Below are 23,522 nucleotides of genomic sequence, written 5' to 3' on the forward strand. Positions count from 1 at the left end.
ATTTTATGCTGGTGCAGCGTGGAAATGGCAAGGAAGTGAACTATGAATAAATTATTTCAACAACAGACAAAAGAAGAAAAAGATGTTTTACTTGTTGCTAAACCTGACCGCAGGATACTTTCAAAAGTGCCTGATAAGGAAGGGGTGCGTACAAATGTAGATAGGCGCCAAGTAAAAGATAATGAGGGTTCTAGCGATATTTCAAATCTTATAGAACATGAAAAAATGGGCAGACGTTATCTAGTGGATTATGATGTTTCAATCGAATATGTTTCTGCTGACAAAAAAGTAACTTGTCACGGGAAAGGTACTGATATATCGACTACCGGTATGTTAATTGAAGTCCCCCATGAGGTTGCTCAAGATTTGAGTCACGCATCGCAAATCAAGTTAAGGTTTATCATAACACCCGGCAGTATGCCGGAAGGATATGAAATGAAAGTCAATATTGCTGCTAAATATATTCGCTTTGACAAAAACGCGGACGGGAAAACCTTATGTGGAGTAGCATTTTTAGAATCACTAGCCCAGTATGCAACCAAGAAGAAAAATTGGTATATGTTATCGGTAGCCGCATTTTTCCTATTTTTTATTAGTGCTTGTATTCTTTTGATGAGGGCGGAAAGTATACTTTATTTTAAGTTTAACAAAATTTTGTATATGTACAGCATTGTTGCGGCGACCTTTTTGCTCACTAGATATTTGTTCGGTTCTTTTTATCGACCTGTTCCCATTGATAAAGACTTTACACCAGGTGTTACGATCATTGTTCCTTGCTTCAATGAGGAGCAATGGATACAAAGAACGATTTCAAGTTGTATTAATCAAGATTACCCAATTGACAAATTAGAAGTTATTGTTGTAGATGATTGCTCTAATGACCAGTCTTTTGAAAAGATTAAAGAAATCGTCGAAGAACTAAAAATCAAAGAACAACGTTACGATATCGAAAACAGGGTTCATTATATTCGCCAGGAAGTAAATGCAGGTAAGCGGGAGGCCTTAGCAAAAGGGACTTTAATGGCAAAACATGAATTAATTGTGTTCGTTGATTCGGATAGTTTTTTAGATCCTTTTGCAATTCGTAATATTGTTCAGCCATTCAAAGATACGAAAATGGGTGGCGTTTCTGGTCGAACCGACGTTGCCAACACGTATACCAATGCACTCACAAAGATGCAGGCTGTACGATATTTTATCGCTTTTCGTATTAATAAAGCGGCAGAAAGCTATTTTGATGCCGTCACATGTTTATCTGGCCCTCTATCTTGTTATAGAAAAGATTTGATTGTAAAAAACATGGATGCGTGGCTAAATCAGACATTTTGGGGAGCAAAAGCCACTTTTGGTGATGATCGAAGTATGACCAACTTTATATTAAGAGAGAATCGTACAGGTTACCAAGATACTGCCATATGTAATACGATTGTACCGAATACATATGGTATCTTTTTGAAGCAACAGATGCGCTGGAAACGTTCGTGGCTTAGAGAATCGCTAATTGCAGCTGTATTTATGTGGAAGAAAGAACCTTTTATGGCGTTATCTTTTTATATGGGCGTGCTCGTGCCGTTCTTAGCACCCCTTATTGTTCTTTATAACTTGATTTACATTCCACTTACACACAGAGTGTTTCCGTTAACCTTTATCATCGGTATTTGCTTAATGGCTTTGCTTATGAGTATGGCACAATTGTTTCTTAGAAAAAGTTCAACTTGGATTTACGGATTATGGTTTTGCTTATACTACGAAGCTGTACTTTTATGGCAGATGCCCATTGCTTGGTTTACTTTTTGGAAAACCACATGGGGAACACGCATGACTCCAGCAGATCTTGCAGAACTGTTAAAGAAAAATAGTAGAAAGCAAGAGAGGGCATAGATGATGACGATATCAAATGAAAAATTCACTGCCCAAAAAGACAGAAGAAAATTTATACGTGTCGTGATACAAATTACGATCATTCTTGCAGTGATTGCTATTTGTATAACAACTTTTTTTACCCTAAAAGCGTATAAGGCTTTTACACCGCAGAATACAAAGATTTCAGGAGATAAAGGTTTTGTTACTCTTGCCTATTTTGGGGTAGAACGAATTGACAATCAAAACCTAATTGGAGTGGAGCGTTTACATGACCATTTGCAAGCACTAAAAGATTTAGGTTATGTAACTATCACACAACAAGATGTTTTAGATTACTATCAATCAGGAAAAAACCTGCCCGAAAAATCATTGTTTTTGATTTTTGAAGATGGTAGGAGAGATACTGCAATTTTTTCGCAAAAGATTTTGGAGGAAATGAATTTTAAAGCAACAATGCTGACATATCCGGAAAAGTTTGAGAAAAAAGATAATGAATTTTTAATGCCAGAGGAACTAATCGAGCTTGAAAAGACAACTTTTTGGGAAATGGGGACCAATGGATACCGACTTGCATTTATTAATGTATTTGATCGATACAACAATTATCTAGGAGAGTTGGATCCATTGGAATACGCTAAAGTTGTGCCCTATTTAGGACGCAAATACAATCATTATCTAATGGATTATATTCGTGATGAATATGGTGTTCCAAAAGAGAGCTATACCAAGATGAAAAGCCGTATTGCTTATGACTATGAAGCTCTGCGAGATATTTATACTAAATCAATCGGGTATGTACCTGGAATGTACATTCTAATGCATTCCAATACAGGGAGTTTCGGTAATAATGATAAGGTAAGTGCTGTAAACGAATATTGGATTAAAAATTTGTTTAAAATGAACTTCAACAGAGAAGGTTTTTCCTTCAATCAGAGAAACAGTAGTATTTATGACTTAACAAGGATGCAGCCACAGGCATACTGGTACACGAACCATTTGCTAATGCGTATAAAATACGATAATAATCAGGACTTAGAATTTGTTAAAGGTGATTTGAACAAAAAAAAAGCATGGGAAACTCTTAAAGGGGCACTAGAAATCAAAGAGGAAACCCTGATTTTGACCTCTTTGCCAAAAGACAAAGGTTTATTACGCTTAAAGAATAGCAGTGATTTTGATGACGTGAAACTTTCCGTAAGGTTGAAGGGAAATCAACTTGGTTTACAGAAAATATATCTTAGAGCGGATGAAAACTTGAATCGGTTCTTAGCTGTACATATTTTCAATAATGTTTTATATGTTACGCAAAAAGCTGGTAATTCTGAAAAAGAACTATTTAAATTAAATTTAGATAAGCATGACGGTAAAGAAAGCCGATCAATTCCTGAAGATAAAAAAGCAGCCGAAATGCGGGAGCTAGAAACTTTCGTGAAATCTGCTAATTCTACTGAAAAGGCAAAGATTTACTCAGAACGATTAAAAGATAAAAACCTAGAAAACGCTGCCACAGTGACAGAGGGCGCAGAGGAATATATACCGGACCTCAGTGTTCATGCAAAAGGTGATCGTAATGTATCACTCTCTCTCAAGGGAGAAAAGATAAGTATTATGATAGATGGTAAAGATGCTGTAAAGGATTTACAAGTGTCTAATACCAAAGCGGGTGCTGTTTACCTTGAAACGGCATGGGGCGGTTATGGCTGGAGTCAAAGAAATTTGGCGGATGATGTATATGACGGTGTATTTGAAAAGCTAGTTATCACTGAAAATACGGGTGCCGAGAAAGAAAAGATTTTATTCGACAGTAGTATGCACGGATTTGATGCCGTCGAATTTAAACTTAAGAAGTTCTGGCAAACGCTTATAAATTGGTTTATAGTCAACTTGTAATAATAGGAGGAAGTAAGTGGGTGGGCAGCATATTTTGTAAATGTTTAAAAGCAACTATAGTTGCATCTGTCTTTCTTATCTTAATGGGCTGTAATTATAGTAGCAAATCTGCTGTAAATGCAGTTGCAAGCGAGCAAATAAAAAGATCTGCATGGTTAGCTTACTGGGATTTAGATGCCGGCGAGAAAGATTTGCAAAAGATGGGAGATAAACTAAATAAACTTTCTTATTTTGGCGCATATTTTGACAAAAACGATTGCCTATTCATACCAAAAGAACTTAGTGATAAAAGAATGGAACTTAAAAAGAAGAAAGAAAAATATGAGACGTATCTTACTTTTGTCAATGACAAGCAAAATCTTGATGGATCGGTTGTAGTGAAAGATATAGAAGTTCTTCGCAGGCTATTTTCGGATGAAACGTCTATGGAGAAACATATTGATGAAATCATTACATTGACCTTACAAGGCGGATATGATGGTATTGAAATTGACTATGAAAAAATATGGAAAGACGAAAAAGTTGGACAGTCCTTCTTGAAATTTACAGATAAACTTTATGAAACCGCCTTGAAAAATAATTTAAAACTTAGGCTTGTACTGGAACCAAGTGCTCCTTTCTCTTCCTCCGAATTTTCCAAAGGACCAGAATATGTAGTCATGCTTTATAATCTTTATGGATTGCATAGTGCTCCAGGACCGAAGGCCAATAAAGAGTTTATCCAGAAAATGTTAAAGCGGATGGAAACTTTGCCTGGTGAAAAAACAGTAGCATTTTCTACAGGAGGTTGCCTATGGGGCGACAATGGTGAAAAAAGATTCTTGACGGAAGTAGAAGCAAAAACCCTTGCAGTAACATATGGTGTTGAAACCAGAAGGGATGAAGAGAGCCAGTGCGTAGTGTTTGATTATAAAGATATGGGGGTTACATATCAAGTATGGTATGCTGATGTGAAAACTTTAAACTACTGGATAGCTATCTCTAAGGAACAAGGGGTAAATAGCATCAGCTTATGGCGTTTTGGCGGCAATGTAGACATTAACAAAATACTATAAGTAAACTTATATCTTGCAGGATAATATTACCTTTTACCGAAATGCTTATAAAAATGGTAAAGGAGTGATCTTTGTGTCTGCTAAAGTCTATGCTGCTATCTATGTCAAGGGAAAAAAGGAAAAAATAAAGGAAGACTTAAAATCGTATTTTTCTAAAGAAAACATTATTAGCGAAAAGACTTTTGAGAATGTCGAAAGTCTTCACATGTCTATTAGGAGTGGTTCCGAAGAAAACTTGTATCATTTGCATCTAGAGGTTCATGAGGATGAAAGTGAAAAAGCAATGAATCTTTTACATGATTGGCTGAAGAAAAACAAGGGTGTTCAAATACAAAAAACTCCATGCATAGAAAAATAGCGTCCTGTGGAACGCTTTTCTGTACGATTTTCGGTTACACTACATATGAGGTGGTGTAAATGGATGAGGTACAAAAAATCGAGCAGCTAATTGAAGAATTACGTACTCGATTACATAGACAAGCGAAAGGGAAATGTCTTACTGATCCTGACGTAGTGAAAGCGAGTCAAGATCTTAATAAGATGTTAAATGAATATGAGCGATTATTATCAAAAAAATGTAAGTTAGAGTCATAAAAGGCTCTTTCTTTTTTTTAGTTAAATTAATGCTACGTGTAGTGTCTATTGAATCGTCTTTATACTGCTGTTTAAAGAAGCAATACTATTTGAAAGTTGAATGATATTAGCGAAATTGGCAATTGGGTTAGCGGCCTGTTGCTCGACTATTTCTTGTAATACAAACATAGTGAATAATGCAATCGCATTACCAGTGAGCGGGGCTAATTGGGGAAATTCAATTGTCCTATTCGCCTTTTTTTCTAATTCTTCAAGATTCAAAACACCACAAGTGTCTAAACAATCATGGTTTTTATGGCAATTCATCAGCTTCGCCTCCGCTTTCGTTGATACTTATAATATATTCATCAGATTGGATTTTGTACCTATAGGAGAAGCGTAGGGCTTGAGATTATTAATAATCCTCTTATTAGTATGAAATTCCCTGGTTAATTGTTTTATGGCATTTTTTGCAATAGTACACTTTTTTTGACAAAAAAGATATTTATATACAGGGAATTAATGGATTTGGTAGAATGTTGTTTTATATATAAATTCTTAAGGGATTGGACAGGAATTATTACACGGCATTATGAAAAATTATTTTTAGTTATTTAAAAGGGCTGGAATATGAGAATTGGGCAGGGGAGGGGAATGTTGTATGCTCAGGAATCAAAAAGGTTGGATATTAGTAGATTCATTAATTGGTATGATTTTCTTGGGTGTAGCGCTTATATCTATATTAGGAGCGTTTACTCAATTCGTAAGTACAACAAGTACAACTAGGAATAATAATAATGCTGTAAGAATAGCACAACAAATCTCAGAAGAGCTAAAAGTTAATGATGGTTCTAAAAGTGCTCCGTTTGATCTGACAAAATCACCAACTTATCAAAATTCTCCAACTATAAATGGAATAAAATATAAAGTTGAAATTGTAACTAGTGGGTTTGTAGATACAAATACACGATTGCAGCCTGTTAAAATAACAGTTTCTGGAGGAAGTTCTTCAGTGTCTTTAGTTAGGTATTATTACTCTAATTCTAATTAGGAAGGTGATTTATGAATAATAAAGGCTTCACTTTAATTGAAATGTTAGTGGGGATTGCAATATTTATAATTCTTATTGGCGCAGTTTTAGATATCTTTGCATTTTCCATGAAATCCTATAATTATTCATACGCCCAAATAGGACAAGTCCAAGACAACCGTCAAATATTGCTTAATATAACAAATAATCTACAGAACGCTACAGATATTGATCCTCTAAGTAGTCCATTTCAAGAAATACGGTTTTCCATTGGCACTGATAGTTACAAAATAGCTTTTGATACAAATAATAGCGCTGTTACTTTCACTAAAAATGGTTCCATCAAAAGTGTAGGGCAGAAAAAGATTGAGTATTTAATATTTACACCTAGCATCACCACTGAAGAAAGGTGGCGAATCGATATCTCGTTGAAGTTTAAAAATGATACAAATATATATAGATCATCGGTAGTAACCTTAAATAAAATTACAAATCAAGTTATTTTCTAAATAGGATGGTGCTTATGAAATCACAAAGAGGATCTGTAACGCTTTTGGGACTTATGACTATGGTAATTGGATTAATTTTATTATCTAGTATTTCTTCTATGGCTTTTAGCGCAATAAAAACAGGTATCGTAGATCACGATGTGCTACAAGCCCAATATGCAGCAGAAGCAGGAAATAAGAGAATCATTTCATCTTTTAATAGTGGTAATACTCAAATTGATAATTGGGTTGATTCCATAAGTAATATTAATTGGCAGACCTTAAATGGTGACTCAAAGGCACAATATCATACTAAAATATCGTATCAAGCGAATGCCAGTATGGCTGCTAGTCAAATTAATCCACTATCAGCAATTACATCGGGGATATACACCATAGAATCCATAGGTAAAGTCGGTAATATTACAAAAACGGTTACTACAACCATAACCTTAAAAAAAGGCGGAAATGATTTATTTAGCAGGTATTCCGTATTCTCAAGAGGAGATTTTTCTATATATGGAGGGTCTTCGTCAGCGCCGATAATTTATGATATTGCTACTACTGGTACAGCTACAGTAAATAGCGGTAATAAATTTCTCTCTGGTAAAGTATATGGCTTAGAAAGTCAACCTGGTTCTAATACATATTATCCTAACGGTGGTACTGATTGGTATGTACAGGAGACGGCTGATAAAATAGGCAGTTTGGAGATCTCTATACCAAAAGTTCCTTCTACGAATTTAACAAATCCTACTGCACTACCTATTACAGATAAAGGTCAGTATTATAATCAGACATGCGACCTTAAAAAAGATTACTATATCTGCGATGGCTCTTATTTAGTAAATGGGATTAGCAAGATTAACGCAATTAGTGCTAATCCTGTAGTTATTACTATTCATGGTGACTTGAAATTAGATACAAGTGCTAGCATTACTGGGGATAAAGTCAGTATTTACGTTGATGGTGATTTTGATATGGCTAATAATAGTTCTATTAGCGCATCTGATTTAAGGATTTATGTAACTGGTAAAATACATCTTACAAATTCTGCTACGATAAAAGCCAATGATGCAACTATACAAACTACTAGTTTAGCTGGTTATGCTTTGGTAGGCGATAATACTAGTAGCATTATCACCTCAGGCAATACATATATATACGCTAATAATGGCGGTGTCAACCTGACAAATAATTTTACTATGCAAAATAGTGGTGGCGAAGTTATAATGCAAGGTGCTTTCAAAATAGACAACCAAGTACAAGCGTCCAATACTTTTTTTGTTTCTAGCAGCGGAGAGTCTTATATAACTGGAAGTTCAGGAACTGTTTGGCCTAAGACGGTTTCATCTCCTCCTACAAGTATTGCTGGAGCTTATACCAATGGAAGTTTGAAGATTGATGGTTCTCCGATTTTTAATAGTCAACGATCATCAATAGAAATGCCTGGAGGAGAATCTTCGTCAGGATCTATTAATGTAAACTCTTGGAGTGTTAAGTAAAGCTTCATACAAGTCAAATATGGAAACTCCCTAGGTTTTATTACTTAAGGAGTTTTTATATTTTAAGAATGGTAAAGCGTGAGAACGATTTTTGGAAGGGGAAAGACGAAAAATGTCGAATTATAGCATTTAAATAGAAAGAGGTGGATATTATGTTTAAAAATGCAAAAGTTCGCACGAAGATTCTTTTGGGATTTGTTTTGGTTCTAATCATGATGGTAATTAGTATGGGAATTACGTTCTTTTGTTTAGGAGAAATGACACAAGCAACAAATTATATTGTAGAGGATGCCATTCCTATGGGCAGAATAACAGAGCAAGTGTTTGTGGACCTTCTCAATCAGGAGACTGGAGTACGTGGGTATATTGCGAGCAATGGTGACGAAAATTTTTTAGGGGCCTTTAACAATGGTCGAAAAAACATTGCCGTCTCACTAAAAAACCTAGAACCCTACCTCATCAAACATCCAGGTATGAATAAAATTATCAAAGAAGAAGCGATACCTGCGATAGATGCGATTCACAATTACTTTGATAGCCAGATCAACTTAGTTAAGTCGGGGAAACTGGAAGAAGCCCGAAAGCGTCTTGGAGAGGGGAAATCCCTATTTGCAAAGGCCCGTGAAGTAAAGGAAAAAATAGATGCAGATATTGACGTTATTACGAAACGAGACTGGGATAGCTCGTTGGCAGCAAGTTCAAAAGCTAAGTGGAGTGCCGGCTTAATCTTTATTATCAGTTTTATCTTGAGTTCAACGATCGCGCTATTACTTGCCAGACAAATAGCTACTCGTCTTCGGATTGACGTGGAGGCACTACGGGAAGTTGCAGCTGGAAATCTTGGGATAGCGGAAATACATATTAAAAGTAATGATGAGATAGGTGAGATAGGTTTAGCGATTAATAACACTGTTAAGAGTCTGAGAACTCTTGTTAATACAGTGGCTCAATCGACACACCAAGTAGCTGCCTTATCAGAAGAGTTAACTGCAAATGCTGAACAGTCAGCTCAAGCTGCTACCCAGGTAGCAACCTCCATCATGAGCGTCGCCAGCGGTGCGCACCATCAGACAGAGGTGGTTACTAAAGGTTCGGTATTTGTCGAGGAAATGTCAGAAAACGCACAGAAAATTGCCTCCAATACCACTGAGGTGGCCCACGCATCTCAAAAAGCAGAGGCAGCTGCAAAAGAAGGTGCTTTAGCTATAGGCAATGCCATAGTGCAGATGACAAGTATCGAAAAGTCTGTAACTAATTCAGCGACGGTAGTCACCAAACTAGGTGAGCGATCCAAAGAAATTGGTCAGATCGTTGAGACGATTTCCGCCATTGCAGGACAGACTAATTTATTGTCACTAAATGCAGCAATTGAAGCGGCTCGTGCTGGAGAACAGGGAAGAGGATTTGCAGTAGTGGCGGAAGAAGTGCGAAAGCTGGCTGAGCAATCACAAAAAGCTGCGAAACAAATTGCTACTCTTATTAGTGAAATACAGGATGAAACCGATAACGCTGTACAGTCTATCAATGAAGGAACTCGCGAAGTCAAATCTGGTACAGAAATAGTTAATTTTGCAGGCTCGTCATTTGATCAAATAGTATCGTTGGTTAACCAGGTGACTAATCAGATGCAAAATATTTCGGCATCTACTCAGCAAATGGCGAAGGGGAGTCAGCACGTCGTCGATGCGATCTATGAGATAAATGAGGTGAGTAAAGAAACTGCTGGGGAAACCCAAACAGTCTCGGCAGCAGCGGAGGAACAATCTGCATCTATGGAAGAAATCGCTGCTTCCAGCGAATCCCTTGCAAAGCTAGCAGAGAATCTTCAGACTGCAGTTCAGGAATTCAAGCTTTAAAAGTCTTCTGTCCTGTGACTAAAGTGTCTAAAAAAGCTATTAATAGTAATAAATAACAAGCTCCTGCGAAGGTATATCAACCTTGCAGGAGTTTGTTTATTACTTGTAAATAAAAGGCTTACAATGTTATTTAAGATTGTAAGCCTAGCTTAGTCGTGCTTATTTTTTTATGACTATATAAATATAAACATTCATATACTATATCAGAGGTGAGTTTGTGAAAGTGTATGCTTATATTGGCACCTATTACGACTCAGCACATGGCTTTCAAGTACATGTGTTACAGTGTTTACGAGAAAAACCCAAGGACATTGATGTGCAAGAATTCGAAGTGGAAAGCGTAGAGAAGTTGTTTTACGACGGTGAAAAAATAAGGGTACTTAACTGAGGCTTAATAGCCTCTATTTTATTATTACGTTCTGGACTAAAAGAAATTGCCCGACGAATGAATTGTGGGAGATCGCAAATTAATGTAAAGCGCACTAGCGATTGTTTTGAAGATGAAAAGTGGAATATTAGTTACAAATATGGTAAAGATATCCACAAAATACATGTGTTACCAACAGAGTTATCCACAGGACCAGGAGGCGTGACTTAAAGTGATCCACCTACCTGATAGCCTTAATGCGGACGCGGGTAAGCTTGCTAACTACTCAGATAAAGAATCATAAACATTTTGGTTTGATGTAACTGCGGGATCATCTCGTAAGAGTAATTTCTTTTTGTCATTCATGATGGCTGCATCCATTTCTTTATTGACTAACATTAGGTTAGGTTTGTTACTTGTTTTAATGTTGTCCGGAAATTTAAGATAGGAGCCATTATCTCTATAAGTCATATTTATCACCTCATAATTAGTCTATGGATTCTAGCTATTTCTATGCTGCTTTTTGAAAAGTGCGCCTTCCAAGTAATTCAGAGCAAACTGTTGAACGTGAAGGTCAAATAGTGATATATGTACTATAACAGGAAATTTTTTTCATGGAATAAAGTTGCATAATTATGAGGCAATCATTAAAGCAAAAAAGCAGGCTATTTGGCCTGCTTTTTTGTAATAATTCATGGAAAAATTCCTATACCATCTAATGAGTCGTTTTTTTATCCTCTTTTGTTTTATTAGGAGGTGTGGTTCCAGTATATATTCTTTTTAATACTTCTTGTTGTTTATCCCACTCATTAGTACGGTCAGGATGCTTTTCACCCATACTATCACCTCATGATTAGTTTTCCCGAAGTTTTTTATTACATGTGTTAAATCTAAATAAAAAGAAAAAGCTCGAAAGCTTTTTCTGTAAAAAACGATAAGAAGCTAGACTGGCCAGCAACCTTGTCTAGGCCAGCAATATTTTCTAGGGCTACAAAATCTACGAGGAGAACAAGCAAAACCGAAGCCTAATCCTAAACCTAACGCGAGGCCTAACGCTAAGAGTGCTTGACGCTCATCATTGGATCTGTTTTCCCAATCTTCAATTTCTGGCTCCTCCCATTTACGATTGTCCATATAAAGTATCCCTCCCAGTGAAATAGAAACATTATCTATACATAATATGATCGATGGTAAATAAGAGTGATTAAAGCAAAAAAAGGCTCTCAAAGGGAGAGCTGATTAGGTTTATTTTGTCACATTTAGTAAGACAAATCTTACTCTTTTATAAGTAGCTTTTTACGTTATATAATGAAGACGAAAAGAGGTGATATTCATTAGGCCTAATGAAATGTCAGCCCAATTATTTGAAAGAATCACGAATAGCAATAATCCTGTAAAGATTTCTGCATTGGCAGAAGCTTTGCATAGTACTTCACGGCAAGTTCGCTATAAGCTAGATAAGATGGACGAATTTCTGAAAGATAATAGGTTTCCCCAATTCATTCGCAAACAAAATGCAGGAATTTCCTATGTTGCCTCCCCAGAAATAGTGAAGATAATACTGGAAAAACTGCAAGAAGGGGAAGTTCATCATTATGCCTCTCAAGAAGAGAGAATTGATAGCATCTTGGCTATCTTACTTCAACAGCAAGATTACATAACCATTGATTACTTTGCAGAAAAACTACATAGTAGTCGCAGTACAATAATCAAAGATTTGAACAAAGTAAGAGAGTTACTAATAAGCAAGCACTTAGCGCTACTTTCCTCAACGAATCATGGGATTAAAATTACGGGTGAAGAAAAATATCTTCGACGAGCGTCCATTGAGCTTTTGATGAAAAGCACAGAAACCCAGGGGATACTAAGTGAAGAAATGTTGCCTAGTTTAAAAAGAGTGAATTTATTTTCTCAATCTGAAATTGCTACTCTGTTTCCCAATGCGAGTATACAAGTGATTGAGGGGTGTTTGATTGAGGCGGAGAAACAATTAGAAACCACATTTTCTGATGAGGCTTTTTATAGTTTAGTCATCCATATCGCAATCGCCATTAAAAGGCTAAAGCTTGGCAGAGATATTGTGATGTCTTACCAAGAACTTAAAAACTATGAAACAACGAAGGAATTTGCTGCGGCCTCTTATATCGCCAGTAGGTTAGAGAAAGAATTTCAAATTGAAATTCCTTATGATGAAATCGGCTATATCACGATTCATTTGTTAGGCAGTACCGTATATGTTGCCAATCCTTCATCAAGTGAAGATTGGGCAACCCTACAAATATTAACAGGGAAAATTCTAAGTGAAGTAAGCGAAAATCTTGAGCAAGAATCTTTGATTCATGATGATCAATTATTTAGTGGTTTGCTCGAGCATTTGCGACCTGCAATATACAGATTGAAAAATGGTTTAAAGTTAAAAAATCCGGTACTTGAGGAAATTAAAAACAGATACTATTATTTGTTTAACATTGTAAAGAATAGTATGTCGCCCGTGGAATGTCACGTCGGAAAGTTATTTGATGATGAAGAGATCGGCTATTTTACCTTGCACTTTGGCGCAGCTTTAGAAAAATTGAAGCCTAAGAACGAGGTAGAGAAGAACATTTTAGTGGTCTGCAGTACAGGAGTAGGTACCGCAAGGTTGCTATCGTCTAGATTGTTACAATTGTTTAATGTAAATATCGTAGACACAATTGCTTATCGTCAAGTAAATCAAGTTCTCAAGTATCAGCAAGTGGATCTGATCGTTACGACACTGCCAGTGAAATTTGACTTAGTTCCTTGGGTACAGGTGAATCCATTACTTCTAGACAAAGATATCGAAAATTTAAAGAAGTATTTGACACAATATCACTTTCAGCCAAAGAATGTGTTTGTGGAAACGATTAAACTGATTGAAGAGCATTGCGATATAAAAAATTATGATGCGTTACTTTTAGGACTGGCAAAGATCTTAAAAGCGGACATGATAGTGGAACAGAAGGGAGTTGTACAACCATTGTTGAGAGAGTTATTGACAGCAAATATGATAGAGTTAAAGGTTGAAGCAAAGAGTTGGGAGGAAGTGATTTATGCTGGTGGAAAAATTTTAGAGGCTCATGATTTGATTGAACACAGGTATGTGGATGCCATGGTAAATACAGTAAAGAAGATGGGGGCGTATATTGTTATCGCGAAGGGGATTGCCATGCCTCATGCAAGGCCGGAAGATGGTGCCAAGAAAGTGGGAATGGCATTGCTTACCCTAAAAAATCCAGTGAACTTTGGGAGTAAGGAAAATGATCCTGTTAGTGTAGCGATCTTCTTATGTGCGGTAGATAATATTACTCATTTAAAGGCTTTAGCGGAGTTAATGCAACTACTAGACGACGATGATTTTAAAAGAATGGCAGATGAAGCTAGCAGTAAAGAAGAACTTATAGCATATATCAGTAGCAAAAAGAGAGGAGAGGAGTGATTGTATCATGCTTACAATTTTAACCGTGTGTGGAAATGGTATTGGCAGCAGTATTATGCTCAAGATGAAAATTGATGAAATTTGTGAAGACCATCATATCAAAGCTTCTGTGGAATCAGCTGATTTCAATTCGGCACAAGGAAAGAAGACAGACCTGATTATCACGGTAAAAGAGTTGGCCTCTCAATTCGAGGGCCGTGAAGTGGCAGTGGTGCGTAGCTATATAAATAAGAAAAAAATTGAGGAAGATATTCTTGAAATTCTTTTGAGATTACATGAAAGTAAAATGTAGGGGGTATGATTTATGTCCACATTGACTATCATTCTAGAATTTTTTCGAGACGTTCTAAAACAACCCGCCTTATTAATGGGGATCATGGCTTTGATCGGGTTGATTGCGTTAAAAAGGCCTATGTTCAAAGTCATGACAGGGACCTTAAAACCAATATTAGGTTATTTGATGTTGGGTGCAGGTGCGGATTTTATCGTTGCGAACTTGGCCCCTCTAGGGAAAATGATTGAAGAAGGTTTTCACATTACAGGTGTAGTTCCTAACAATGAAGCGATTGTTTCTGTAGCGCAAAAAGTACTAGGAATTGAAACCATGTCGATCTTGTTGGCTGGATTGGTTATTAATCTTATGATTGCAAGATTTACCAAATACAAATATGTATTTTTAACTGGACATCATAGTTTCTTTATGGCTTGTCTTCTTTCGGCAGTTTTAGGTGCTTCGGGGATGAAGGGGATCGAGTTGATCCTTATTGGTGGTTTTATTCTTGGGGCATGGAGTGCCATATCACCAGCGATTGGGCAAAAATATACATTAAAGGTGACCGATGGTGATGAGATTGCCATGGGACATTTCGGTAGTTTAGGTTATTATTTATCCGCATGGGTTGGTAAATTCGCTGGGAAGGCAGAAGAAAGTACAGAGAAAATACAAATTCCCGAGCAATGGGGATTTCTCAGAGATACCACCATATCCACGGCACTTACAATGATGGTATTTTACTTAATAGCAGCCTTTGCCGCAGGACCGAGCTTTGTAGCCACTTTAGCTGGTGAGATGTCACCGTTCTTATTTGCTATCATGGCGGCGTTGAAATTTGCTGTTGGCGTTACCATAGTATATGCTGGGGTCAGAATGATCCTTGGTGATTTAATCCCTGCTTTCCAAGGAATTGCGACAAAAATAATACCTAATGCCATTCCTGCTGTGGATTGTGCTGTATTTTTCACTTATGCTCCAACAGCAGTAGTAATTGGCTTTATTAGCTCCTTTATTGGTGGAGTTATAGGCATGTTGTTCTTGGGTATCGCTGGAGGCGTGCTTATTATACCAGGACTTGTCCCACATTTCTTTTGTGGTGCAACCGCTGGGATTTACGGTAATGCTACAGGTGGTCGAAAGGGGGCTGCATTAGGGGCCTTTGTAAATGGTTTAGCCATTACTTTTCTACCTGCATTTTTACTTCCTGTCCTTGGACAATTAGGCTTTCAAAATACTACCTTTGGTGATGCTGATTTTGGCTTCTTGGGTATTTTGTTAGGTAAAGCATCTAATACGATAGGCCCAGCAGGAATTTATGTCATTGTAGCGATTTTGCTTATTATTTTACTGATTCCAAACTTTATTAAAACAAAAACTCATGCGATAAATAATGTGCAAGGTTAATGAACTCTTGCCGTTCATTACTAACTCAAATTGATAAGTGGGAAGGCGTGCATTCTAGAAGAATCGCACGCTACTTCTCTTAAAAATAAGTAAAGGAAAGAATGATAAATATGTCTGATGAAGTTACTAAAATGGTAGATGTGGTAGGAATCGGGGTCTCAACGCTGGACATGTTTACAGTGATTGATACATTTCCGAAAACTAGAGAAGTGCAAAAAGCTGTAACTATGGTTCTCGATGGCGGCGGCCCAGTTGCTACGGCAATGGTGACATTGGCGAAGTTAGGTGCTAATACGGTTATGATTGATAATCTGGGAGGAGATTGGAGTGGTTCACTAATTTTACAAGACTTTAAAAAGTATAATGTTAACACAGATTGTGTAGAAATTTTCCCAGAACATTCTTCTTCTGTAGCCAATATATTGGTGCAAAAGAGCACGGGAATAAGAGCAATCATTTACCATCCCGGATCGGTTCCAGAGCTAAAAGATATTTCAAAGTATTCCTCCGTAATACAAGCAGCTAAAGTACTGCATATCAATGGTCGGCATTTAGATGCAAGTCTGCAGGCCATTGATATGGCGAAAAAAGCAGGAATCAAGGTATCATTTGATGGTGGTGCGAACCGATATCACCTTGGTTTGCGACTTATTGTCCCAAAGGTAGATATTTGTATTGTCGCCAAGGATTTTGCCCTTGCCTATACTAACGAAACTTCAATTGAATATGCTGGGAAAATGTTGCTGAAAAACGGCCCAGAGCTTGTCGTAATTACAGATGGAGTAAACGGCAGTTGGGTTTTTAGCAATGACATTGGTAGTTTTCATCAACCTGCCTTTAAGGTCAAAAATGTAGTAGATACAACAGGGTGTGGCGATAGTTATCATGGGGCATTCTTATATGGATTAACCCATAACATGTCATTGAAAAAAACATCCAAATTTGCTAGTGCAGTTGCTGCTCTTAATACACAATCCTTTGGCGGAAGAAAGGGATTGCCTTCAGTGGAAACTGTTGAGAAATTTTTATTAAGCTATGAGAGTTAAGTATATGTCATGCTAGATACAAGACAGAATTAACCCCCTTTGGACAATTCCAGAGGGGGTTAATTCTTATAGGTTGCACTCTTGATAACCTACTGATAAGTACAATCAATGTAGGTGTGGTTTGAGAATGACTTTAATACATCCGTCAGTTTTAGTATCGAAAGCTTTATAAACATATTCTGCTTGGTCGAGAGGTAGCTTATGGGTAACAATGTCGCTAGGATTGAGTTTTTCTTCGGCAATCATTTTATATAGGTAGGGTATATAAGGGATGACGGGTGCTTGTCCTGTTTTTGAGGTGAGATTAAGTTTGAATGTTTATGCTAGTGTGCCTAGGGAATTCCCGCTATACTTTCAATAATCGCTAAGCCACTAAATAAAGACGCAATCATTGCGAGTAATATCCATATATAAATAACTATAGCAACTAGTATTTTCCATGGCGTCTTAGAACGAAAACCCGGTAATTTTCTCCAATTGGGTAATGGTTGCTCAGTTGCTAAAGGCATTTTATACCCGCAATGGGGACAATGGAAAAAATCAAATGTAGTGTTTATACCGCACATCGGACATTTCATGTTAACACCTCTGATTAATGTTCCGCATTTGCTATAAGATTATAAGAAAATGTTATTTGCTTTTATATTTTCCTGCTATAGTGTTCTTTACATAATCTTATGGTGATCTTTTTCGGCTTAATTACATAGTATGTAGTAAAAGATTATTTGAGGTGGTTGGGAATGAGTTTGGAAGACTCGGTTATGGCTTCGGCTATGGTTGTAGTTTTGGTTTCAGGCATGGATTTGGTCATATCTTCAGAAATGACCTCAAACCTGACTACAATTATGTTTTCAAGTATGGACTTGGTTAAGGTTTCGGGAATTATAATTGGTGCCAAACTTCTTACAAAATACCAAGAATAGTAGAAATACTAGCCAGTTACCTTTAATTAGGCGATGGCTTTTTCTAATTTTAAATTTATGCCAAATTAAAATTAGATTATTGGGAACGCTATTATCAGGAGGCGATAAAAATGTTATGGTTTTTATTAATTGGATTGATCTCTGGATGGTTAGCTGGCATGATTTCCAGAGGTGGAGGTTTTGGTCTTTGGGGTGATTTGGTAACAGGTGTTGTAGGTTCTTTTATTGGTAGCTTTGCCTTTAATCTTTTGGGTATTGGCGCATATGGTACAATCGGATCGATAATTTCAGCTACTGTAGGAGCTATTATACTGTTATGGGTTATACGGATGTTTAACGTAGCAGCTCCTGCACAGAAGAAAAAATGAATTTTCCTTTTAACCGTCTACCGACAGGTAGGCGTTTTTTTTATTCCCAACAACTGTCACTTGCTTTTTTCATTTCGTAATTCTATAATTTAGAACATATGTTCGACTTTGAAAGGTGAGGTAAGATAGATGAATCGCACCATCCTACATGTAGATCTTAATAATTTTTATGCCAGTGTAGAGTGCTTGTATAGGCCAGAAATACGCAACAAACCTGTTATTGTATGTGGTGATGTTGAGGCACGTCATGGCATCGTTTTGGCAAAAAACTACCTTGCCAAGGCCCTAGGAATCAAGACCGGTGAGGCAATTTGGCAAGCAAAGCAAAAGTGCCCAGAATTAGTAATGGTACGAGCAGATTTTGCTAAATATCTGCAGATTTCTAGAATGGCGAGAAAAATATACACAGATTATACAGACCAAGTTGAACCATTTGGAATCGATGAAGCTTGGCTTGATGTTTCTGGTACAAAAAAAATATTCGGACCTGGTTTTGCTATTGCAAATCAAATTAGACAGCGCTTACAGGATGAGCTTGGAGTTACAGGATCTGTTGGCGTATCATGGAATAAAATCTTTGCTAAGCTTGGCAGTGATCTAAAAAAACCAAATGCTACAACGGTTATTGCAGAAGAGAATTTTCAGCAGGTTGTATGGCCTCTGCCAGTTGGCGAACTTTTATATGTTGGTCGCGCTACCAAACGTAAACTTGCAAATCGTGCTATATATACAATTGGAGAACTAGCCAATCGGGATCGGAATGATTTAAAGCTATTGTTAGGAGTCTGGGGAGAGACCTTGTGGCATTTCGCAAACGGCCTTGATTCAGCTCCAGTCAAGCAAGTAGGGGAGGAAACTCTTATAAAATCGGTAGGTAACAGCACGACAACGTCAAGAGATCTAGTAAATAATCAAGATGTTAAATTAATTATCTATGTCCTGGCAGAGAGTGTGGCAGCTAGGTTACGAAAACACGGTCTTAAATGTAAAACGGTTTCAATCACTACACGCAGTTGTGAACTATTGTCTTTTGAGAGACAGGCCAAAGTTCCCGATCCAACGTTTTTGTCGAATGAGATAGCCAAAAAAGCGATGGAATTATTTCAAGCAAATTATCGATGGGATAAGCCGATTCGTAGTCTTGGAGTTAGGGGGAGCGATCTAGTAACAGCTGAAGGGCATGTGCAGCTTGGTTTATTTAAAAATAGTCAGTTCGATGCAGAAAACTTGGAGTTTACTATAGATAATCTACATAAACGTTTTGGACATTATAGTGTCCAGCGTTGTGCTATGTTACTTGATAGGCAGCTTACTGGTTTCAATCCTAAGGAAGATCATGTTATACATCCAATATCATATTTTAAGTAGGTGATAAAATGGGAAAGGTTTTTGTGCAAGTCACAGCAGAACATGACGTGAATGGCAAAATTCGTCCTTTAACGATTAAGTGGGAAGATGGACGAGTTTTTGAAATTGACCGTTTGCTTGATGTTCGGCAAGCTGCATCACTCAAAGGTGGGGGCATAGGGATGCGGTATACTTGCCGGATCTATAATAAACAAGTTTATTTATTTTGTAACGAAGGTAAATGGTTTGTAGAACGGAAATAAAAAAACCGGAAATGATCCCGGTTTGTCTGCATAAATTTTAGCTTATATATTACTGAGAGACAGAACTTTGTTGGGATTGACTAGCAACAGATTGAAGCTGTTCTGGATTTTCCGTTGTTTTTCCAATTTATCACTTCTTTTAATAGTATGTTTAGGGAAGTAAAAAAATATAATTGGTAATTAAATGAACGATGATTCTACAATTGTTTCTCATTGCATATGTTAGGAACATGGGGGTGCTGTTTAATGTGTAATGAAGAAAAATCTAAGGATTCATTGCTTGCTGATATTGGACTAGATATACAAAGGGTCTTATGGAGTTTATTTGAGTGTTGGAAAAATGAAAGCACTGAAGTTGATCATGTACAAGTATTCGAGTTATCAGTCGAATTTGCATGCGGCGAGGTTTATCAAAAGGTAGTTCACTCTCAGGAAGGAAAAACAGAGACTTTTTACTATAAAAATATATACCATCCAGTTGACGCCACCATATGGATAGTTGATAGTGAAGAGGGTGCCGTCATGATGAGAACTGAAAAGAAGTGATTGAATTTGGTAGAGGTTCGAAAAAAACTCCTGCAAAATTTCCAATGAGGAATTTGCAGGAGTTTTCTACGTATTAAATGGATTCAAATAATTCTTTAACCGTATTCAATTCTTGACGAATTAAGATGCCTTGTGGGCAATGACTTTCGCATTTGCCACAGTCTATGCATTTGGATGCATGGGCTGCAGCTCCTACACGGAAATTATATAAATGCTTAAACCGATCCTTTAACTCTGGTGTACCACCCGAGATCAAATAGTCATTGAGAATTGTAAAACAACCTGGAATGTTTACTCCTGCAGGACAAGGCATACAGTAGGCACAGGCTGTACAGTTGACTTTTATTCGTTTTTTGAAAAGAGCTTTTACTTGGTTAATAATGTCTATTTCCTTTTCTGTTAAAGAATTTCCCTGGGCATCTTGGGCAATTTTTATGTTTTCAGTAACATGATCCATAGTTGTCATCCCACTTAAGGCAACAGATACTTCTGGGTGGTTCCAGACCCAGCGTAAGGCCCATTCCGCTGGAGTTCGTTTATTATCGGCCTGATTGAAAAAGGTAAGAGCATCTTCTGGGAGATTTTCAGCAATTTTCCCTCCACGAAGTGGTTCCATAATGGCAATACCTAGTCCTTTTTTTGCTGCATATTCTAGGCCTTCTTTGCCAGCTTGATAAGTTTCATCCAGATAATTATATTGAATTTGGCAGAAGGACCAATCATAATAGTCTACGATTTCTTTAAACAGGCCAATTCTCTCATGGAAGGAAAATCCTGCATGTTTAATTCTACCATCCTTGATGGCTTGGTCTAGAAAATCTGAGATGCCAGCTTCTTTTAATATAGGCCATGTAGTAGCATTCAGTGTATGCACCAAATAAAAGTCAATGGTATCTGTCTGGAGCCGTTCTAATTGCTCATTTAAGTATCTGTCCATATCGGCTCTTGTTTTTATTAACCAGCTGGGGAGTTTAGTAGCTAACTTCACGCGCTCTCGATAGCCATTTCTTAGTGCTTTTGCAACAAAGGGTTCACTTTCTCCGCCATGTTCCATGCCTTTGCCGTGATAAGGATAGGCAGTATCGATATAGTTTACGCCTTCATCTATAGCATGACGAATCATCTTGATTGCCTTATCCTCATCAATATGAGTCGTATCACCATCAATAATAGGAAGTCTCATACAGCCAAATCCTAAAACGGAAACCATTTCATTTGTTTTGCCATACTTTCGATATAACAAATTAATCACCCCTACCTGTAATAATGTTAAATGTAATATAGATAAAAATGGAAACAATATATAGTATATCGTGTAGTTGATGAATTGTCTCTAAAGATAAAAAGAATTTATACAAGAAATGTAGTGGTAGTAAGCCAGCAGAGTTCTCATAGGGATAAAATAGACTAATTGCAAAACGTTAACAAAGATGTATACATCATTTAGGAAAAAGTACCAGGTATCGAATTTCTCTTTCATGCCATACTATATAGCGTAAAGCATTCGTTAAAAGGAATTCTTGCCTGCGATATTCGCTATCTTTTATATGTCCAACCTACTGTTAATATTAGGGAATCTAATGTTATGTGGATGTCGGGCCACCTTTGAGTGGATGGCAAAAGCATACTAGGATGCCCACTTGCGAGTTGCAGGTTTGGACATGTAAAAGAAACGATATTGCGGGCTATATTTTATCAGAAAAGAAAACGACTTACCTTATGGTAGGTCGTTTTCCATTACTTATTTCATACAGACTATGATATTGAGTGTTTATTAATAATTAAAAAAAAGATTGGCAATGTTTCATAAGAAATATTGCCAATCAAGTGTTATACTTTCTGTTCCGCGAAAAAAAAGCCCTTGCATCTAGCAAGGGACAAGAGGTATCTATTAACGTATTCTTTTCTCTATTGCGTTTTGCCAACGTTTTAGTGCCTGAGTTATGATGCTTCGAGGACAAGCTGCATTCAACCGCATATAGCCTGCATAGGCATCACCAAACCAATATCCGTCATCCAGAGCAAGTTTTGCTTCGTTAATCATAAAGTTGTGAAGTTCATCTTTATCCATTCCTAACTCACGGCAATCAATCCAGACTAGATAAGTGCCTTCTGGGAAGTTGGGATGGATTTGGGGTATATTTTTTTTGCAAAAATCTTGAAGAAAGGCAAAATTACCTTCAATATACTCCTTGACTTGCTGTAACCATTCATCACCATAACGGTAAGCTGCTTCCGATGCTACTAAACTAAAACAGTTATTTCTTCTTATATCTAAGTTTCCTAATATTTCATCAAATTTATTACGATCACTAGCATTGGGGAAAATGGTAATAGATGCCTGTAGACCTGCTAAATTAAAGGTTTTACTAGGAGCGAGACAAGTATATGTGTTCTTACGGAACTCCTCAGAAATCATGGCAAAAGGTGTATGCTTATGTCCGGAAAATACTAAGTCAGAATGAATTTCATCAGCAATAACAACAATTCCATGTGCTAGACAGATCTCGCCTAAGCGAACTAACTCGTCTTTTCTCCACACTCGACCAATTGGGTTATGTGGACTGCATAAAAGAAGCATTTTAGCGCCGTTTTTAGCTAAGCTTTCCAAATGATCATAATCCATTTCATATTGCCCATTTACTAGCTTTAATGGATTTTCTAGGAGCGTTCGTCCGTTGTTTTTTACCACATCAAAAAATGGATAATAGACTGGTGGCTGAATAATAATATTGTCCCCTGGTTGTGTAAAGTGCTGAATCAATAAACTTAATGATGGCACAACACCAGGACAGTGGATCATCAACTGCGTATCTGTAGTCCATTCATGCTTATTTTTAAGCCATTGTTGAATTGCTTGAAAATAAGAATCTGGTCTTGAGGTATAGCCGAAAATTCCTTGCGCTGCACGAGATTGAATTGCTTCAATGATAGGATTAGCCACTTTGAAATCCATATCAGCAACCCACAGGGCAATGAGATCGTCCTTCCCAAACTTTTTCCCCAATTCATCATACTTAGCAGCAAAGTTACTGGATCGGTCCAGTACCGTGTCAAAATCATATCTCATATTTGATCATCCGCCTTACGTATTAGTGACTTAGGATGAAGTATTACTATCATTCCTTACTACTAGACATTCTTCTTAATCGCTTAAATTCCTTTTAGCGGTTGATAATTAGCAAAAAATGATATTCTATGGCATGTTTAGTTAAATTATAAATACTAACAGAATAATTTGAAAATACATATATAGGAATTAGCTTT

General features: G+C 37.0%; 26 protein-coding genes and 1 other RNA gene. 20 read left to right on the plus strand and 7 right to left on the minus strand.

The window, feature by feature from the left end; translation table 11 throughout:
- Window positions 1-42: 42 nt before the first annotated feature.
- From QSJ81_RS16510 to QSJ81_RS16530, 5 genes are all read left to right on the plus strand, one after another.
- On the plus strand, window positions 43-1,881 hold the full coding sequence (locus QSJ81_RS16510; RefSeq protein ID WP_285718454.1) for a glycosyltransferase family 2 protein: 1,839 nt from the start codon (window positions 43-45) through the stop codon (window positions 1,879-1,881).
- Entirely contained in the window at window positions 1,882-3,753 is a 1,872-nt protein-coding gene (locus QSJ81_RS16515) for a polysaccharide deacetylase family protein (RefSeq protein WP_285718455.1), read from the plus strand. It abuts the gene before it with no gap.
- 20 nt (window positions 3,754-3,773) lie between these two features.
- Entirely contained in the window at window positions 3,774-4,808 is a 1,035-nt protein-coding gene (locus QSJ81_RS16520; RefSeq protein WP_285718456.1) for a glycoside hydrolase family 18 protein, read from the plus strand.
- A gap of 73 nt (window positions 4,809-4,881) precedes the next feature.
- A complete protein-coding gene (locus QSJ81_RS16525) occupies window positions 4,882-5,166 on the plus strand; it encodes a hypothetical protein (RefSeq protein WP_285718457.1) in 285 nt (94 codons plus the stop codon).
- A gap of 59 nt (window positions 5,167-5,225) precedes the next feature.
- Window positions 5,226-5,402 carry a Spo0E family sporulation regulatory protein-aspartic acid phosphatase gene (locus QSJ81_RS16530; protein ID WP_285718458.1) on the plus strand — a complete coding sequence of 59 codons (177 nt, stop codon included), beginning with the start codon at window positions 5,226-5,228 and terminating at the stop codon, window positions 5,400-5,402.
- 45 nt (window positions 5,403-5,447) lie between these two features.
- Here QSJ81_RS16530 and QSJ81_RS16535 read toward each other — a convergent pair whose 3' ends face one another.
- A complete protein-coding gene (locus tag QSJ81_RS16535) occupies window positions 5,448-5,708 on the minus strand; it encodes a hypothetical protein (RefSeq protein ID WP_285718459.1) in 261 nt (86 codons plus the stop codon).
- A gap of 334 nt (window positions 5,709-6,042) precedes the next feature.
- On the opposite strand from QSJ81_RS16535, the gene QSJ81_RS16540 reads away from it, so the two are divergent.
- The 5 genes from QSJ81_RS16540 to QSJ81_RS16560 all read left to right on the plus strand — a co-directional run bounded on the left by QSJ81_RS16540 (window position 6,043) and on the right by QSJ81_RS16560 (window position 10,648).
- The gene (locus QSJ81_RS16540; protein WP_285718460.1) at window positions 6,043-6,432 is read left to right on the plus strand and encodes a hypothetical protein; all 390 of its coding nucleotides are present in this window, start codon (window positions 6,043-6,045) and stop codon (window positions 6,430-6,432) included.
- 11 nt (window positions 6,433-6,443) lie between these two features.
- Window positions 6,444-6,920, plus strand: coding sequence for a PulJ/GspJ family protein (locus QSJ81_RS16545; protein WP_285718461.1), 477 nt, complete (start codon window positions 6,444-6,446; stop codon window positions 6,918-6,920).
- A gap of 14 nt (window positions 6,921-6,934) precedes the next feature.
- Window positions 6,935-8,404 (plus strand): DUF7305 domain-containing protein, encoded by a 1,470-nt coding sequence (locus tag QSJ81_RS16550; protein ID WP_285718462.1) that lies wholly within the window; start codon window positions 6,935-6,937, stop codon window positions 8,402-8,404.
- Window positions 8,405-8,556: 152 nt separating this feature from the next.
- Window positions 8,557-10,260, plus strand: coding sequence for a methyl-accepting chemotaxis protein (locus QSJ81_RS16555; RefSeq protein ID WP_285718463.1), 1,704 nt, complete (start codon window positions 8,557-8,559; stop codon window positions 10,258-10,260).
- Between the two features lie 217 nt (window positions 10,261-10,477).
- Window positions 10,478-10,648 (plus strand): hypothetical protein, encoded by a 171-nt coding sequence (locus QSJ81_RS16560; protein ID WP_285718464.1) that lies wholly within the window; start codon window positions 10,478-10,480, stop codon window positions 10,646-10,648.
- A 261-nt stretch (window positions 10,649-10,909) separates the two neighbouring features.
- On the opposite strand, the gene QSJ81_RS16565 is transcribed toward QSJ81_RS16560, so the two are convergent.
- The 3 genes from QSJ81_RS16565 to QSJ81_RS16575 all read right to left on the minus strand — a co-directional run bounded on the left by QSJ81_RS16565 (window position 10,910) and on the right by QSJ81_RS16575 (window position 11,761).
- Window positions 10,910-11,098 (minus strand): hypothetical protein, encoded by a 189-nt coding sequence (locus tag QSJ81_RS16565; protein ID WP_038670107.1) that lies wholly within the window; start codon window positions 11,096-11,098, stop codon window positions 10,910-10,912.
- Window positions 11,099-11,342: 244 nt separating this feature from the next.
- The gene (locus QSJ81_RS16570; protein ID WP_285718465.1) at window positions 11,343-11,465 is read right to left on the minus strand and encodes a hypothetical protein; all 123 of its coding nucleotides are present in this window, start codon (window positions 11,463-11,465) and stop codon (window positions 11,343-11,345) included.
- 104 nt (window positions 11,466-11,569) lie between these two features.
- Window positions 11,570-11,761 carry a hypothetical protein gene (locus QSJ81_RS16575; RefSeq protein WP_285718466.1) on the minus strand — a complete coding sequence of 64 codons (192 nt, stop codon included), beginning with the start codon at window positions 11,759-11,761 and terminating at the stop codon, window positions 11,570-11,572.
- A gap of 190 nt (window positions 11,762-11,951) precedes the next feature.
- Here QSJ81_RS16575 and QSJ81_RS16580 point away from each other — a divergent pair, with 190 nt between their 5' ends.
- The 4 genes from QSJ81_RS16580 (at window position 11,952) to QSJ81_RS16595 (ending at window position 16,808) form a co-directional block, all read left to right on the plus strand.
- Window positions 11,952-14,084 (plus strand): BglG family transcription antiterminator, encoded by a 2,133-nt coding sequence (locus tag QSJ81_RS16580; RefSeq protein ID WP_285718467.1) that lies wholly within the window; start codon window positions 11,952-11,954, stop codon window positions 14,082-14,084.
- Between the two features lie 7 nt (window positions 14,085-14,091).
- On the plus strand, window positions 14,092-14,376 hold the full coding sequence (locus tag QSJ81_RS16585; protein WP_285718468.1) for a PTS sugar transporter subunit IIB: 285 nt from the start codon (window positions 14,092-14,094) through the stop codon (window positions 14,374-14,376).
- Window positions 14,377-14,388: 12 nt separating this feature from the next.
- Window positions 14,389-15,762, plus strand: a complete 1,374-nt coding sequence (ulaA, locus tag QSJ81_RS16590) for a PTS ascorbate transporter subunit IIC (protein ID WP_285718469.1) — start codon at window positions 14,389-14,391, stop codon at window positions 15,760-15,762.
- A gap of 110 nt (window positions 15,763-15,872) precedes the next feature.
- Entirely contained in the window at window positions 15,873-16,808 is a 936-nt protein-coding gene (locus QSJ81_RS16595) for a carbohydrate kinase family protein (protein ID WP_285718470.1), read from the plus strand.
- A 332-nt stretch (window positions 16,809-17,140) separates the two neighbouring features.
- On the opposite strand, the gene QSJ81_RS16600 is transcribed toward QSJ81_RS16595, so the two are convergent.
- Window positions 17,141-17,386 carry a hypothetical protein gene (locus tag QSJ81_RS16600; RefSeq protein ID WP_285718471.1) on the minus strand — a complete coding sequence of 82 codons (246 nt, stop codon included), beginning with the start codon at window positions 17,384-17,386 and terminating at the stop codon, window positions 17,141-17,143.
- Between the two features lie 162 nt (window positions 17,387-17,548).
- Between QSJ81_RS16600 and QSJ81_RS16605 the strand changes: the two genes are divergently transcribed.
- From QSJ81_RS16605 to QSJ81_RS16625, 5 genes are all read left to right on the plus strand, one after another.
- Window positions 17,549-17,731 (plus strand): hypothetical protein, encoded by a 183-nt coding sequence (locus tag QSJ81_RS16605; RefSeq protein ID WP_285718472.1) that lies wholly within the window; start codon window positions 17,549-17,551, stop codon window positions 17,729-17,731.
- A 110-nt stretch (window positions 17,732-17,841) separates the two neighbouring features.
- Complete coding sequence (locus tag QSJ81_RS16610; protein WP_038670113.1) at window positions 17,842-18,099, plus strand: GlsB/YeaQ/YmgE family stress response membrane protein; 258 nt, start codon at window positions 17,842-17,844, stop codon at window positions 18,097-18,099.
- A gap of 129 nt (window positions 18,100-18,228) precedes the next feature.
- Entirely contained in the window at window positions 18,229-19,467 is a 1,239-nt protein-coding gene (gene dinB / locus QSJ81_RS16615) for a DNA polymerase IV (protein ID WP_285718473.1), read from the plus strand.
- Window positions 19,468-19,475: 8 nt separating this feature from the next.
- Window positions 19,476-19,709, plus strand: coding sequence for a hypothetical protein (locus QSJ81_RS16620; protein ID WP_285718474.1), 234 nt, complete (start codon window positions 19,476-19,478; stop codon window positions 19,707-19,709).
- 246 nt (window positions 19,710-19,955) lie between these two features.
- A complete protein-coding gene (locus tag QSJ81_RS16625; RefSeq protein ID WP_285718475.1) occupies window positions 19,956-20,255 on the plus strand; it encodes a DUF960 family protein in 300 nt (99 codons plus the stop codon).
- 73 nt (window positions 20,256-20,328) lie between these two features.
- Here the strand turns inward: QSJ81_RS16625 and QSJ81_RS16630 are convergent, their stop codons facing one another.
- Window positions 20,329-21,465 (minus strand): aldo/keto reductase, encoded by a 1,137-nt coding sequence (locus QSJ81_RS16630; RefSeq protein WP_352230909.1) that lies wholly within the window; start codon window positions 21,463-21,465, stop codon window positions 20,329-20,331.
- A 308-nt stretch (window positions 21,466-21,773) separates the two neighbouring features.
- On the opposite strand from QSJ81_RS16630, the gene ssrS reads away from it, so the two are divergent.
- A non-coding RNA gene (ssrS, locus tag QSJ81_RS16635) (6S RNA) lies at window positions 21,774-21,946 on the plus strand.
- Between the two features lie 200 nt (window positions 21,947-22,146).
- Here the strand turns inward: ssrS and QSJ81_RS16640 are convergent.
- A complete protein-coding gene (locus tag QSJ81_RS16640) occupies window positions 22,147-23,325 on the minus strand; it encodes a MalY/PatB family protein (protein WP_285718477.1) in 1,179 nt (392 codons plus the stop codon).
- Window positions 23,326-23,522: the final 197 nt, after the last annotated feature.

The sequence above is a fragment of the Pelosinus sp. IPA-1 genome (assembly GCF_030269905.1).
GTDB lineage: Bacteria > Bacillota > Negativicutes > DSM-13327 > DSM-13327 > Pelosinus.

Coding starts and splice junctions, on each gene's coding strand:
- QSJ81_RS16510 (WP_285718454.1), top strand. CDS start 43: ATGAATAAATTATTTCAACAACAGACAAAAGAAGAAAAAGATGTTTTA.
- QSJ81_RS16515 (WP_285718455.1), top strand. CDS start 1,882: ATGATGACGATATCAAATGAAAAATTCACTGCCCAAAAAGACAGAAGA.
- QSJ81_RS16530 (WP_285718458.1), top strand. CDS start 5,226: ATGGATGAGGTACAAAAAATCGAGCAGCTAATTGAAGAATTACGTACT.
- QSJ81_RS16535 (WP_285718459.1), bottom strand. CDS start 5,708: ATGAATTGCCATAAAAACCATGATTGTTTAGACACTTGTGGTGTTTTG.
- QSJ81_RS16540 (WP_285718460.1), top strand. CDS start 6,043: ATGCTCAGGAATCAAAAAGGTTGGATATTAGTAGATTCATTAATTGGT.
- QSJ81_RS16545 (WP_285718461.1), top strand. CDS start 6,444: ATGAATAATAAAGGCTTCACTTTAATTGAAATGTTAGTGGGGATTGCA.
- QSJ81_RS16550 (WP_285718462.1), top strand. CDS start 6,935: ATGAAATCACAAAGAGGATCTGTAACGCTTTTGGGACTTATGACTATG.
- QSJ81_RS16555 (WP_285718463.1), top strand. CDS start 8,557: ATGTTTAAAAATGCAAAAGTTCGCACGAAGATTCTTTTGGGATTTGTT.
- QSJ81_RS16565 (WP_038670107.1), bottom strand. CDS start 11,098: ATGACTTATAGAGATAATGGCTCCTATCTTAAATTTCCGGACAACATT.
- QSJ81_RS16570 (WP_285718465.1), bottom strand. CDS start 11,465: ATGGGTGAAAAGCATCCTGACCGTACTAATGAGTGGGATAAACAACAA.
- QSJ81_RS16575 (WP_285718466.1), bottom strand. CDS start 11,761: ATGGACAATCGTAAATGGGAGGAGCCAGAAATTGAAGATTGGGAAAAC.
- QSJ81_RS16585 (WP_285718468.1), top strand. CDS start 14,092: ATGCTTACAATTTTAACCGTGTGTGGAAATGGTATTGGCAGCAGTATT.
- ulaA (WP_285718469.1), top strand. CDS start 14,389: ATGTCCACATTGACTATCATTCTAGAATTTTTTCGAGACGTTCTAAAA.
- QSJ81_RS16595 (WP_285718470.1), top strand. CDS start 15,873: ATGTCTGATGAAGTTACTAAAATGGTAGATGTGGTAGGAATCGGGGTC.
- QSJ81_RS16600 (WP_285718471.1), bottom strand. CDS start 17,386: ATGAAATGTCCGATGTGCGGTATAAACACTACATTTGATTTTTTCCAT.
- QSJ81_RS16605 (WP_285718472.1), top strand. CDS start 17,549: ATGAGTTTGGAAGACTCGGTTATGGCTTCGGCTATGGTTGTAGTTTTG.
- QSJ81_RS16610 (WP_038670113.1), top strand. CDS start 17,842: ATGTTATGGTTTTTATTAATTGGATTGATCTCTGGATGGTTAGCTGGC.
- dinB (WP_285718473.1), top strand. CDS start 18,229: ATGAATCGCACCATCCTACATGTAGATCTTAATAATTTTTATGCCAGT.
- QSJ81_RS16620 (WP_285718474.1), top strand. CDS start 19,476: ATGGGAAAGGTTTTTGTGCAAGTCACAGCAGAACATGACGTGAATGGC.
- QSJ81_RS16625 (WP_285718475.1), top strand. CDS start 19,956: ATGTGTAATGAAGAAAAATCTAAGGATTCATTGCTTGCTGATATTGGA.
- QSJ81_RS16630 (WP_352230909.1), bottom strand. CDS start 21,465: ATGGTTTCCGTTTTAGGATTTGGCTGTATGAGACTTCCTATTATTGAT.
- QSJ81_RS16640 (WP_285718477.1), bottom strand. CDS start 23,325: ATGAGATATGATTTTGACACGGTACTGGACCGATCCAGTAACTTTGCT.